The 13,377-nt window shown below is 53.2% G+C and carries 12 protein-coding genes; 9 read left to right on the top strand and 3 right to left on the bottom strand.

What is annotated here, in order from left to right; genetic code table 11:
• Window positions 1-274: 274 nt before the first annotated feature.
• The 6 genes from cyoA to ACXI0A_RS06160 all read left to right on the top strand — a co-directional run bounded on the left by cyoA (window position 275) and on the right by ACXI0A_RS06160 (window position 6,528).
• Entirely contained in the window at window positions 275-1,201 is a 927-nt protein-coding gene (gene cyoA, locus ACXI0A_RS06185; RefSeq protein WP_200573279.1) for a cytochrome o ubiquinol oxidase subunit II, read from the top strand.
• 4 nt (window positions 1,202-1,205) lie between these two features.
• On the top strand, window positions 1,206-3,188 hold the full coding sequence (gene cyoB, locus ACXI0A_RS06180; RefSeq protein ID WP_224934141.1) for a cytochrome o ubiquinol oxidase subunit I: 1,983 nt from the start codon (window positions 1,206-1,208) through the stop codon (window positions 3,186-3,188).
• Complete coding sequence (locus tag ACXI0A_RS06175; RefSeq protein WP_007886985.1) at window positions 3,188-3,802, top strand: cytochrome o ubiquinol oxidase subunit III; 615 nt, start codon at window positions 3,188-3,190, stop codon at window positions 3,800-3,802. The genes cyoB and ACXI0A_RS06175 overlap by 1 nt, the downstream gene beginning before the upstream one ends.
• Window positions 3,802-4,131, top strand: coding sequence for a cytochrome o ubiquinol oxidase subunit IV (locus ACXI0A_RS06170; RefSeq protein WP_200573281.1), 330 nt, complete (start codon window positions 3,802-3,804; stop codon window positions 4,129-4,131). Before ACXI0A_RS06175 ends, ACXI0A_RS06170 begins: the two co-directional genes overlap by 1 nt.
• Before the next feature lie 13 nt (window positions 4,132-4,144).
• Window positions 4,145-5,032, top strand: coding sequence for a heme o synthase (gene cyoE, locus ACXI0A_RS06165; protein WP_200573283.1), 888 nt, complete (start codon window positions 4,145-4,147; stop codon window positions 5,030-5,032).
• Between the two features lie 131 nt (window positions 5,033-5,163).
• Entirely contained in the window at window positions 5,164-6,528 is a 1,365-nt protein-coding gene (locus ACXI0A_RS06160; protein WP_224934142.1) for an MFS transporter, read from the top strand.
• Window positions 6,529-6,592: 64 nt separating this feature from the next.
• On the opposite strand, the gene adhP is transcribed toward ACXI0A_RS06160, so the two are convergent.
• Together adhP and exaC are read right to left on the bottom strand one after the other, a co-directional pair.
• Window positions 6,593-7,633 (bottom strand): alcohol dehydrogenase AdhP, encoded by a 1,041-nt coding sequence (gene adhP, locus ACXI0A_RS06155; RefSeq protein ID WP_414004107.1) that lies wholly within the window; start codon window positions 7,631-7,633, stop codon window positions 6,593-6,595.
• 30 nt (window positions 7,634-7,663) lie between these two features.
• Window positions 7,664-9,184, bottom strand: a complete 1,521-nt coding sequence (gene exaC, locus ACXI0A_RS06150; RefSeq protein WP_476149866.1) for an acetaldehyde dehydrogenase ExaC — start codon at window positions 9,182-9,184, stop codon at window positions 7,664-7,666.
• Between the two features lie 290 nt (window positions 9,185-9,474).
• Here exaC and ACXI0A_RS06145 point away from each other — a divergent pair, with 290 nt between their 5' ends.
• Window positions 9,475-11,247: a sigma-54-dependent Fis family transcriptional regulator gene (locus tag ACXI0A_RS06145; protein WP_224934144.1), complete on the top strand. Its 1,773-nt coding sequence runs from the start codon at window positions 9,475-9,477 to the stop codon at window positions 11,245-11,247.
• Here ACXI0A_RS06145 and ACXI0A_RS06140 read toward each other — a convergent pair.
• Window positions 11,244-11,735 (bottom strand): YajQ family cyclic di-GMP-binding protein, encoded by a 492-nt coding sequence (locus ACXI0A_RS06140; RefSeq protein WP_034831052.1) that lies wholly within the window; start codon window positions 11,733-11,735, stop codon window positions 11,244-11,246. The two genes, ACXI0A_RS06145 and ACXI0A_RS06140, sit on opposite strands and share 4 nt — an antisense overlap.
• Before the next feature lie 125 nt (window positions 11,736-11,860).
• Between ACXI0A_RS06140 and panE the strand changes: the two genes are divergently transcribed.
• Complete coding sequence (gene panE / locus ACXI0A_RS06135) at window positions 11,861-12,781, top strand: 2-dehydropantoate 2-reductase (protein ID WP_224934145.1); 921 nt, start codon at window positions 11,861-11,863, stop codon at window positions 12,779-12,781.
• Window positions 12,735-13,346, top strand: a complete 612-nt coding sequence (gene yajL, locus ACXI0A_RS06130; protein ID WP_476149869.1) for a protein deglycase YajL — start codon at window positions 12,735-12,737, stop codon at window positions 13,344-13,346. The genes panE and yajL overlap by 47 nt, the downstream gene beginning before the upstream one ends.
• The last annotated feature ends 31 nt before the right edge of the window (window positions 13,347-13,377 follow it).

Genomic DNA, 13,377 nt, shown 5'->3' with positions numbered 1-13,377 from the left:
TGCTACATAATTGTTAAATAAATGAGCATTAAGAGTACGGTTTATGCTTTCCCTGATTTTTCTGCGGTTTCTATCATTGATTTTTGTTATATTGACGCCAACTGCTTGTCGCAATTAATAATTTGTCACCCTGCGCAACATCTGTGACACCCTTAGCAAAAGGTGTCAACAGCCTTCTGACACATCCTTAAGCTGGTTTACACTGCATAAACCTTCCCGTAAAATGCGCGCACACTTAAACGACAATAGAGCCCTTTGTCATTGAGGTCGTTAAATGAGACTCAGTAAATACAATAAAAGTTTGGGGATTTTGTCATTAATAGCAGGCGCTGTATTACTCAGTGGCTGTGATAGTGCGTTGTTAAATCCCAAAGGACAGATTGCACTGGAGCAACGTTCGTTGATTCTGACAGCTTTCGGCTTGATGATGATCGTGGTTATCCCGGCAGTCTTCATGGCGGTATTCTTTGCCTGGAAATATCGGGCAACAAATACTAATGCAACATATAGCCCTAACTGGTCACACTCTAACAAAGTGGAAGCCGTGGTCTGGACCATTCCGATCCTGATCATTATCTTCCTCGGCGTGCTGACCTGGAAATCGACCCACGCACTGGAACCGAGCAAACCGCTTGTTTCTGATGTGAAGCCGATTGAGATCGATGTTGTCGCGCTGGACTGGAAATGGCTGTTCATTTACCCAGAACAGGGTATCGCAACCGTGAACCAGATTGCCTTCCCGGCAAATACTCCGGTGAACTTCAAGATCACGTCCAACTCCGTTATGAACTCCTTCTTTATTCCTACGCTTGGCAGCCAGATTTACGCCATGGCCGGTATGCAGACTAAACTGCATCTCATCGCCAATGAGCCAGGAACATTCGACGGTATCTCTGCGAACTTCAGTGGTCGCGGTTTCTCTGGTATGAAGTTCAAAGCCATTGCAACCAAAGACGATGCGGAATTCCAGCAGTGGGTTGCCAAAGTTAAAGCGGCACCTAACGCGCTGACCACTATGGATGATTTCGAAAAACTGGCTGCGCCAAGCGAAAATCACCCGGTGGAATATTTCTCAACTGCGAATCCAGAACTGTTCAAGCAAGTTATTGATAAGTTCATGATGAGCCACGGGAAAATGGACATGTCAGAGCACAAAGGCATGGACATGAATCACGCCGCTACTGCGGGAGCCGAGGAATAATACGATGTTAGGAAAATTAACACTGGATGCAGTGCCATACCACGAACCCATTATCGTGGTTACGGTTGCCGCTATCATCTTAGGTGGTCTGGCACTGGTTGCCGCGATTACTTATTTTGGTAAGTGGCAGTACCTGTGGTCAGAATGGTTCACCTCCATCGACCACAAAAAACTGGGTATCATGTACATCATCATGGCTTTCGTCATGCTGCTGCGCGGCTTTGCCGATGCGGTAATGATGCGTACCCAACAAGTGATGGCTTCCGCAGGTGAAGCCGGCATATTACCACCGCATCACTACGACCAGATCTTCACCGCTCACGGCGTGATCATGATCTTCTTCGTGGCGATGCCTTTCGTGGTAGGTCTGATGAACATCGCGGTACCGCTGCAAATCGGTGCACGTGACGTTGCCTTCCCGTTCCTGAACAACCTGAGCTTCTGGTTTACCGCGATCGGTGTGATCCTGGTTAACTTGTCTCTGGGTGTGGGCGAGTTCGCACAGACTGGCTGGTTGGCTTATCCACCACTTTCGGGCGCGGAATACAGTCCTGGCGTCGGGGTCGATTATTGGATCTGGAGTCTCCAGCTATCCGGTATCGGTACGACACTGACCGGTATCAACTTCTTCGTGACCATTCTGAAGATGCGTGCACCGGGCATGGACCTGTTCAAAATGCCTGTTTTCACCTGGGCATCACTGTGTACTAACGTCCTGATCATCGCTGCGTTCCCGGTCCTGACCGTAACGTTGGCACTGTTGACACTTGACCGTTACCTCGGCTTCCATTTCTTTACCAATGAAATGGGCGGTAACATGATGATGTACGTCAACCTGATTTGGGTCTGGGGTCACCCGGAAGTATACATCCTCGTACTGCCAGTCTTTGGTGTGTTCGCGGAAGTCACTGCAACCTTCTCCAAAAAGCGTCTGTTCGGTTACACCTCTCTGGTGTGGGCGACCATCGCGATTACCGTTCTGTCGTTCATCGTTTGGCTGCACCACTTCTTCACCATGGGTGCCGGTGCGAACGTTAACGCCTTCTTCGGTATTATGACTATGATCATCGCGATTCCGACCGGCGTGAAAATCTTCAACTGGCTGTTCACCATGTATCAGGGTCGCGTTGAGTTCCACTCAGCGATGCTGTGGACTATCGGCTTCCTGGTCACCTTCTCTATCGGTGGTATGACCGGTGTTCTGCTGGCAGTTCCAGGCGCAGACTTCATTCTGCACAACAGCCTGTTCCTGATTGCACACTTCCATAACGTAATTATCGGTGGTGTGGTGTTCGGTTGTATGGCTGGCGTGACCTACTGGTTCCCTAAAGCATTCGGCTTCACCCTGAACGAAAAATGGGGTATCCGTGCATTCTGGTTCTGGATCATTGGTTTCTTCGTAGCCTTTATGCCGCTGTATGCCCTGGGCTTCATGGGTATGACCCGTCGTATCAGCCAGGACATCGATCCACAGTTCCACTCACTGCTGGTTGTTGCAGCAGGCGGTGCGGCACTGATTGCATGCGGTATCTTGTGCCAGCTGACTCAGTTCTACGTTTCTGTGCGTGACCGCGACCAGAACCGCGATCTGACCGGTGACCCGTGGGGTGGTCGTACGCTGGAGTGGGCAACCTCTTCACCGCCGCCGTTCTACAACTTTGCTGTTATCCCTGAAATCCACGAGCGCGATGCGTTCTGGGAAATGAAAGAGAAAGGCGAAGCGTACAAGCAACCAGAAAAATATGAAGAAATTCATATGCCGAAAAACAGCGGCGCAGCCATTGTTATCGCAGCGTTCATGACCATCTTTGGTTTCGCGATGATCTGGCACATCTGGTGGCTGGCTGGCCTTACCTTCCTGGCCACAGTAGTGACCTGGATTGTGAAGAGCTTCGACGAAGACGTGGATTACTACGTTCCGGTTGCTGAAGTTGAGCAGATCGAGAAGAAGCACTTTGACGAAATCAGCAAAGCAGGTCTGAAATAATGTCAACTGAAACTGCAAAACATCACCACGACGCCCATGCGGAGCATGGGCATCACGATGCAGGAGCCAATAAAGTCTTTGGCTTCTGGATCTACCTGATGAGTGACTGCATTATCTTCGCAACCCTGTTTGCGACCTATGCTGTCATGGTCAATAACACTGCCGGTGGCCCGGCAGGTAAAGACATCTTTGAACTGCCGTTTGTGCTGGTTGAAACCGCGCTGCTGCTGCTCAGTTCCATTACTTATGGAATGGCAGTGATTGCGATGAACAACCAGAACAAAGGTTCAGTCATCAGCTGGTTGGCATTGACCTTCCTGTTCGGTGCTGGATTCATCGGCATGGAAATCTATGAATTCCATCACCTGATCAAAGAAGGCTTCGGTCCTGACCGCAGTGGCTTCCTGTCAGCGTTCTTTACGCTGGTCGGTACCCACGGTCTGCACGTGACCTCAGGCCTGATCTGGATGGCTGTGATGATGTTCCAGATTTCTAAACGTGGTCTGACTGCAACCAACCGCACCCGTATCATGTGCCTGAGCTTGTTCTGGCACTTCCTGGATGTGGTTTGGATCTGCGTATTCACCGTTGTCTATCTGATGGGAGCCATGTAATGAGTCATTCAGTTAACGAACATGGCGCTTCTCACGGTAGCGTGAAGTCTTACATGATCGGCTTCATCCTCTCTATCATCCTGACCGGTATTCCGTTCTGGATGGTAATGGATGGCGGCGCATCTCACGGCACGATTCTGGCTGTGGTTCTGGTGTGTGCGGTAATTCAGGTGCTGGTTCACCTGGTTTACTTCCTGCACCTGGACAGCAAATCAGAAGGTGGCTGGAACATGGTGGCGATAGTCTTCTCAGCACTCATCATTCTGATTGTTGTCGTGGGCTCACTGTGGATCATGTGGAACCTCAACTACAACATGATGGCCGACTAAAGAGTCACACGTAATGATTAAGCAATACCTGCAAGTAACAAAACCAGGAATTATTTTCGGCAACTTAATTTCTGTGATCGGTGGATTCTTGCTGGCCTCGAAAGGCAGCATTGATTACCCCCTATTTCTCTATTCACTGGTAGGCGTTTCGCTGGTTGTCGCATCAGGTTGTGTATTCAACAACGTGATTGACCGCGATATCGACATCAAAATGGAGAGAACGCGGAACCGTGTTCTGGTCAAAGGCCTGATCTCGGCGAAAGTAAGCCTGGTTTATGCAACCGCATTGGGTATTGCTGGCTTTGCGCTGCTGTATTTCGGTGCTAACCCGCTGGCCATGTGGCTGGCGGTGATGGGCTTCGTCGTCTATGTGGGCGTTTATAGCCTGTATATGAAGCGTAACTCCGTCTATGGCACGCTGATTGGTAGCCTCTCTGGTGCAGCGCCACCCGTCATTGGCTACTGTGCGGTGACCAACCAGTTTGATGCTGGTGCCTTGATCTTGCTGGCTATTTTTAGCCTGTGGCAGATGCCGCACTCGTACGCGATTGCGATTTTCCGCTTCAAAGATTATCAGGCGGCCAATATCCCGGTTCTGCCGGTCGTGAAAGGCATCTCTGTGGCCAAAAATCATATTACGCTGTATATCCTGGCGTTTATGATTGCCACCTTGATGCTGACACTCGGCGGTTATGCGGGCTATAAGTATCTGGTTGTCGCAGCAGCGGTTAGCGTGTGGTGGCTGGGCATGGCACTCTCAGGTTACAAAACCTCAAACGACAAAGTTTGGGCGCGTAAGCTGTTTGTGTTCTCGATTGTCGCTATCACTGCACTGAGCGTGATGATGTCGGTAGATTTCATGACGCCAGCGTCGAAAGATCTCCTGACATACGTCTGGTAATACAGCTCCGCAACACCAGAAAGGGCGCGAATTTCGCGCCCTTTCTTTTTGTTACCACTGCTTAAGAACAAATGTTTTACCCGCCCTGCCCTGCTCCCTAAAATGAGAGCAGCAAAATTACAGAGGTTGGAATGAACGATAACAAAATGACGCCAGTAGAGCTTCGGGCTACATGGGGTTTAGGCACAGTTTTTTCCCTGCGCATGCTGGGAATGTTTATGGTCCTGCCGGTTCTCACCACTTACGGTATGGCGTTACAGGGAGCCAGTGAAACCTTAATTGGTCTGGCGATTGGCATCTATGGTCTGGCGCAAGCCCTATTCCAGATTCCGTTTGGTCTGCTCTCCGATCGCGTCGGTCGCAAACCGCTCATCGTCGGCGGATTATTAATCTTTGTTCTCGGTAGCGTGATCGCCGCCATGACCACCTCCATCTGGGGGGTGATCCTGGGTCGTGCGCTGCAGGGTTCTGGCGCGATTGCCGCTGCTGTTATGGCGCTGTTGTCTGATCTCACTCGCGAACAGAACCGTACTAAAGCGATGGCGTTTATCGGCATCAGCTTTGGCGTAACCTTTGCGATTGCGATGGTCGTCGGACCGATTGTGACCCACGCATTAGGGCTGAACGCCCTGTTCTGGATGATCGCTATCCTTGCCAGCCTGGGTATTGTCATCACGCTACTGGTGGTGCCAAACGCGCCTAATCACTTACTCAATCGTGAGTCCGGCATAGTAAAAGGCAGCATCCGTGCGGTGCTCACCAATCCGAGGCTGTTAAAACTCAACATCGGCATTCTCTGCCTGCACATTTTACTGATGTCGAGTTTCGTCGCCCTGCCGGGTCAGTTTGAGCAAGCCGGTCTTCCGGCATCAGAGCATTGGAAAATTTATCTGGTGACCATGCTGGTGGCATTTGTGGCGGTGGTACCTTTTATAATTTATGCCGAAGTTAAGCGCCGCATGAAGCGCGTGTTTGTCGGTTGCGTGGCACTGATTCTTATCGCCGAAATTGTGCTGTGGGGCGCGGTGGGCCATTTTTGGACGCTGGTGATTGGCGTGCAACTCTTCTTCCTGGCCTTCAACGTGATGGAAGCGATTCTGCCTTCTCTGATCAGTAAAGAGTCACCGCCGGGCTATAAAGGCACTGCGATGGGGATTTACTCCACCAGCCAGTTTATCGGCGTGGCGATTGGCGGCAGCATGGGCGGCTGGATTTTTGGTCACTTCGATGCGCAAACCGTGTTTCTGGTCGGCGCGATTGTGGCGGCAGCGTGGCTGTTTGTAGCGATGTCGATGCAGGAGCCACCTTATGTCAGCAGCCTGCGCATGGTGCTCAGTGATGCTGTGCTGGCGGTGCCAAACCTTGAAAAGCGTTTGAAAGCGCAACCGGGTGTCTCTTCAGTCTTTATCGTACCGGAAGAGAAAAGCGCCTATATCAAGATCGACAGTAAAGTGACGAGCCGCGTCGAGATCGAAGCGCTGCTCGCCAGCTGTTAGTAAGCGGTTGCACACATTGTAGCGGCGCAATTTATTGCGCGATAAATTACGCCGCTGCAAAACATTACAACGACATATCCACCACGATACGCCCTTCAATTTTACCCGCATGCATACGCGCAAAGATGTCGTTGATGTTGGTCAGCGGTTCAACCGCCACGTTGGCTTTCACTTTATGACGACCAGCGAAATCCAACGCTTCCTGCAGATCTTTACGCGTGCCGACAATCGAGCCACGCACCGTAATCCCGTCCAGCACCATATCGAAAATCGACAGATCGAATTTGCCCGGTGGCAGACCGTTCAGCACCATAGTACCGCCTCGACGCATCGTCCCAATCGCCTGCTCAAACGCCTTCGGTGATACTGCCGTCACCAGTACACCATGCGCACCACCGAAACTCTCCTGGAACACTTTAGCCGGATCGACGTTCTTCGCATTGGCCACCACGCTGGCACCGAGACGCTTGGCAAAGGCCAGCTTCTCATCGTCGATGTCCACCGCAGCCACATTCAGCCCCATCGCCACCGCGTACTGCACCGCCATATGGCCCAGACCACCAATACCGGACACCACTACCCAGTCACCCGGTTTGGTATCGGTCATTTTCAGGCCTTTGTACACCGTCACACCAGCACACAGAATTGGCGCGATTTCGTTGTAATCGATATTGTCCGGAATGATGCCGACATAATTAGCGTCAGCGAGGCAATATTCGGCGAAGCTGCCGTTCACGGAATACCCGGCGTTCTGTTGAGACAGACACAGCGTTTCCCAGCTATCCAGACAGTGCTCGCAGTGACCGCATGCGGAATAGAGCCACGGCACACCCACACGATCGCCCAGTTTTAAATGCTTCACACCTTCGCCCAGCGCCACTACCTGCCCTACGCCTTCGTGGCCAGGAATGAACGGAGGATTAGGTTTAATCGGCCAGTCACCTTCGGCGGCATGCAAGTCGGTATGGCACACGCCGGTCGCGGCGATTTTCACCAGGATCTGACCCGGTCCCACTTGCGGTACCGGTACCTGCTCAATAACTAAAGGTTCGCCAAAGGCTTTAACAACAGCGGCTTTCATGGTGGTTTTGATTTGCATATTCATCTTTCACTCTCCATTTGATCGGATGCAGACTCAGAACAGGCCCAAAGGCGCGGTGCCATAGCTGACCAGCAGATTTTTGGTTTGTTGGTAGGCGCTCAGCGCCATCTTGTGCGTCTCACGACCCACACCAGACTGCTTGTAGCCACCGAAGGCCGCGTGTGCAGGATAGATGTGATAGCAGTTGGTCCAGACGCGACCGGCTTTGATGCCACGTCCCATGCGATAGGCCAGATTGGTATCGCGCGTCCACACACCCGCACCGAGGCCAAACTGGGTTTCGTTGGCAATCGACAAGGCTTCCGCTTCATCTTTAAAGGTGGTGATGCCGATCACCGGCCCAAAAATCTCTTCCTGGAAACACCGCATCTGGTTGGTGCCTTTGATCAGGGTTGGCTGGATATAGAATCCGTTATCCAGTTCCGCAGCGACGCTGGCGCGATCGCCTCCGGTAAGAATTTGCCCCCCTTCGTCGCGCGCGATGTTGATGTAAGACAGGATTTTGTCGAATTGCTGACGGGAAGCCTGAGCACCGATCATGGTGTCAGTATCCAGCGGATCGCCACGGCGGATGTTCGCCACTTTATCCATCACCCGTGCCATAAACGGCTCATAGATCGATTCATGGATCAGCGCACGTGAGGGACAAGTACAGACCTCTCCCTGATTGAAGAAGCCCAGCACCAGCCCTTCCACCGCTTTTTCGATAAAGTCCGATTCACCTTCCATCACATCGGCAAAGTAGATGTTAGGCGACTTGCCACCCAGCTCGACGGTGCAGGGAATGATGTTTTCAGCGGCGCAGGCCATGATATGACGACCCACTGGCGTAGAGCCGGTGAAGGCAATTTTGGCGATACGTTTGCTGGTGGCGAGTGCTTCACCCGCTTCACGACCAAAGCCCTGCACCACGTTAAGCACGCCCGCCGGGAACAGATCGCCGATCAACTCCATCAGCAAGGTGATCGCCAGTGGCGTTTGCTCAGCCGGTTTCAGCACCACGCAGTTACCGGCTGCCAGCGCGGGAGCCAGTTTCCACGCCGCCATTAACAGCGGGAAGTTCCAAGGGATGATTTGTCCGACCACGCCCAGCGGTTCATGGAAATGGTAAGCGACGGTGGTTTCATCGATCTCAGCGGTACTGCCTTCCTGTGCACGCAGACAACCGGCGAAGTAGCGGAAATGATCCACCGCCAGCGGCAGATCGGCATTGAGGGTTTCGCGGATCGGTTTGCCGTTGTCCCAGCTCTCCGCCACAGACAACATTTCGAGATTTTGTTCGATGCAGTCGGCCACCTGCAGCAGCAGATTGGCGCGGTGTTGCACGCTGGTTTTTCCCCAGGCGTCAGCAGCCTGATGAGCAGCGTCCAGTGCTAAATCAATATCCCGCGCATCAGAACGCGGAAACTGCGCAATATCGCTGCCATCAACAGGCGAGGTGTTAGTGAAATACTGGCCGCTGAGCGGCTCTGTGAATTTGCCCGCAATAAAATTGCCGTATGTCGCTTTAAAGGTGACCAAAGCGCCGGGCGTGCCGGGATGTGCATAACGCATCGCAAACTCCTTCGTGTAGGGTCGTTTATTGTTAGCTGGCAGCGGCAACCTGTGGGTCAACAGATTGAACAGCCCGCTGCCTGATAAGCTATTGCAGTGGCCGTGCCAGTTTTTTTCAGCTTGCGAAGTTTCGAAAAATCGTTTTATCTATCATCGATTTATAAAACCAATAGCCCTTAAAAACGCACGGGTTCTGCCACCAAAATCCTCATCTGTGTTGCGTATCGCAACACCGCAGAAACCGAGTCGCTACAATGCTGCAACACTTTCGCTTAGGCATGAGGTTACCAATGCAGGGAAATTCAGCCGCGTCTGCCGTTAATACCAACCCGCTTTTGAGCGACTCCTGGTTTCGTAGCCAGCTGTATGGTCTCGACCGCACCGCCGATGATTTCCCTCGCGTCCGTCAGGGCGAACTGGCTGATGTGCTGGCCAGTAATGCCGGGCTACAACAGTTCGCCCAGCCGGTGATCAAACAGCTGGCGCAGAAACTGGCGGAAAAACAATCCGTGGTGATCCTTTCTGATGCCACCGGGCTGGTGTTGAATACTTTTGGCGACATGCAATCGATGGAGAAAGCACAGCGATTTGCGCTCGCCCCGGGTAATTTGTGGAGCGAATGCGGGCGCGGCACCAATGCGATTGGCACCGCGCTGGCGATTGACGATGGCTGTGAAATTGAAGGCCAGCAGCATTTTCTCACCCTGAATCAGGGGCTGTACTGCGCCGCCATGCCGTTGCAGATGCCCAACGGTCAGATTGCGGGCGTGTTGGATATCTCCGGCCCGGCGCACTTCCCGCATCCGCAAACCTTCCAGTGGGTGAAGGCTGCCGCTAAACAGATTGAGTATTTGTGGGTAAAACAGAGCCTGCATCCCCAGCAATGGTTGATGAGCCTGCACGTTGAGCCGCACGGTATTGATACCAGCGATGAGCTGCTGCTGGTGTTCTCCGATAATGTACTCACCGCCGCTAACCGCCTGGCGATGCGTGAACTGGATCTCACCGCCGAGCAGCTGGGCACCCTGACTTTCCAGCAGCTGTTTGCTCAACTGGAGCAGCAGGCCAACACCATTCCTTTACCGATTCATTTTGCACAACAGCGCTTCTACTTCCGCCTGCGGGCGCCACATCGCACCCACTTTGCTACGCCGAGCGAACCCAGCGTCGATCTTCCCTTTTCGCTGGGTCGTGATGGCGAGAAAATGGTGCGTCTGATGAATGCCGGTGTGTCGTTGTGTATTCACGGTGAGACCGGCAGCGGCAAAGAGTATGTCAGCCGTGCGCTGCATCAGCAGAGTCGCTGGCGCGAGGGTAAGTTCGTCGCCATCAACTGCGCCGCCATTCCGGAAGCGTTGATTGAGTCGGAGTTGTTTGGTTATCAGCCTGGCGCCTTTACCGGAGCCAGCAAAAACGGCTATATCGGTAAAATTCGCGAGGCGGATGGTGGCGTGCTGTTTCTCGATGAAATCGGTGATATGCCGCTGGCGTTGCAAACCCGTTTGCTGCGCGTCCTGCAGGAAAAAGAGGTCGCGCCGCTCGGCTCCAGCCGCAGCTGGCCGGTGAATTTTGCGGTGATCTGCGCGACGCACCGTGATTTGGCGCAGCGTGTGGCTGAAGGCGAGTTCCGCGAGGATCTTCTCTATCGCTTGCAGGAATTTTCCATGACCATCCCGCCGTTGCGTGCCTGGCCAGATATCGAAGACTTTATTGGTCGGTTATGGATTGAGTTGGGCGGCGCAGATCGCGACATCCAGCTTTCCCCAGCACTGCTGACATCACTGGCACAATTGCCATGGCCGGGGAACGTGCGTCAATTGCGCAGTCTGTTGCGCGTGCTGCTGGCGTTGGCGGACGAAGGGGAAGAAGTCACCGATGTGCATTTACCGGCCGAGTATCGACGGGCAACGGTGCTACCGGTGGAGGACAGACAACGTCATGATGAGCGGTTAATCAGCGAAACGCTACAACGCTTTAATGGCAATATCAGTAAAACAGCGGAGGCATTAGGTGTTGCGCGCAGCACGCTCTATCGTCGTGCCGCACGCGACAAACGCGATTAATCGCGGAAGTTTTTGAACTGGAACGGCTGGCCGAGGTTGCCACCGCGCACCAGCGCCATCGCACCCTGCAAATCGTCGCGTGATTTACCGGTCACGCGCAACTCTTCACCCTGAATCTGCGTTTGCACTTTCAGCTTGCTGTCTTTAATCAGCTTCACCAGCTTTTTAGCGATATCGCTTTCGATACCCTTTTTCAGCTTGGCTTCCACGCTCCAGCTTTTACCGCTGTGGATGATCTCTTCTGGCACTTCAATCGCTGCGCCTTCAATGCCGCGTTTCAGCAGCTTTTCACGCAAAATATCCACCAGCTGTTTAACCTGGAAATCAGATTCGCTGGTGATTTTGATGGTCTCATTCTTTTCGTTGAGCTCAATGCTGGCGCTCACGTTGCGGAAATCGAAACGGGTTGAGATCTCACGGCTGGCATTCTCCACCGCATTACGCACTTCCGGCAGTTCGACTTCGGAAACGATATCGAAAGATGGCATCTTTTCTTCTCCTGATACTAAAGTGACATGCATAATACGCGTCTTGTGGCGCTAATTAAACACGATACGCGGAAAGCTATACTTAACCATGTCGTGAAATTGAGAACCCGTCAGCGGGAGGCAAAATGAAAATTACCGTGTTGGGTTGTGGCGCCCTGGGTCAAATTTGGCTCGCCGCGCTCGCACGTCAGGGACATGAGGTTCAGGGCTGGTTGCGTGTACCACAGCCCTATTGCTCGGTGAACGTGATTGATCCGCAAGGCCATGTCAGCAATCACACGTTTATCGCCAACGATCCACTGTTTCTTGCCGAAAGTCAGCTGTTGCTGGTGACACTGAAAGCGCCTCAGGTTTCCCCGGCAGTCAAAAACCTGCAAAGCATCCTGCCTGCTCATGCTGCCATTTTGTTATTGCACAATGGCATGGGCACGCTGGAAGAGCTGAAGGAGTTGCAGCAACCGCTACTGCGCGGCATTACCACCCACGCGGCGATGCGCGATGGCACGGTGATCAAACACGTCGCACAAGGCATCACGCATATCGGTCCCACCGGACGCGAAAGTGCAGCGATGAGCGACATCGCCGACATCCTGCATCAGGCGCTGCCGGACGTGGCCTGGCACGACAATATTGCGTCTGCCAGCTGGCGCAAACTGGCGGTGAACTGCGTGATTAATCCGCTTACCGTTGAACACGATTGTCAGAACGGTGCACTGCGCGCCTGGCCGCAGCAGATTGCCACGCTGTGCGAAGAAATTGCCTGGGTGATGGAGCGTGAAGGCCAGCACATCGCGGTCGATAATCTGCGCGACATTATTTATGACGTCATTGACAGCACCGCGGCGAATACCTCCTCAATGTTGCAGGATGTACGCGCACAGCGCCTGACAGAAATTGATTACATCACCGGCTACCTGCTGCGCCGCGCTCGCGCCCAGGGCATTTCGTTGCCGGAGAACACCCGTTTGTACGATCTGATTAAACGCAAGGAGTCCCAATATGAGCGCGACCGCATCGGTTCTGGTTTGCCTGGCACATGGCAGTGAAGAGATAGAAGCTGTCACCACTATCGACCTGCTGGTCCGCGCCGGCTTAAGCGTCACTACCGCCAGTGTCGAAAGTGATGGCACACGTGAGATCGTCTGCTCACGCGGCGTGCGCCTGCTGGCAGATGCGCCTCTGGTCGAGGTGGCGGATAACGATTATGACGCAGTTGTGCTGCCCGGCGGCCTGAAGGGCGCAGAGACATTCCGTGACAGCCCATTGCTGGTGGAAACGGTGCGCCAGTTTCATCTGGCTGGGAAAATCGTTGCCGCGATTTGTGCCGCACCCGGCACGGTGCTGATTCCGCATGACCTCTTCCCGGTAGGCAATATGACCGGGTTTCCTGGCTTGCGTGACACCATTCCCGACAAACACTGGATGGATCGCCGCGTGGTATGGGATCCGCGCGTCAACCTGCTATCCAGCCAGGGGCCAGGCACTTCGATTGATTTTGCACTGAAGCTGATTGATCTGCTGGTGGATAAAGATAAAGCGCGTGAAGTGGCGTCACAGCTGGTGTTAGCGGCGGGGATTTATAACTATCAGGAATTTGAAGAGCGCGAATGAAAAAGGCCGCCAACCTGGCGACCTTTCATCA

This window comes from Pantoea sp. C1E2 (assembly GCF_056491465.1).
This window is presented reverse-complemented; position numbering and strand designations above follow the sequence as displayed.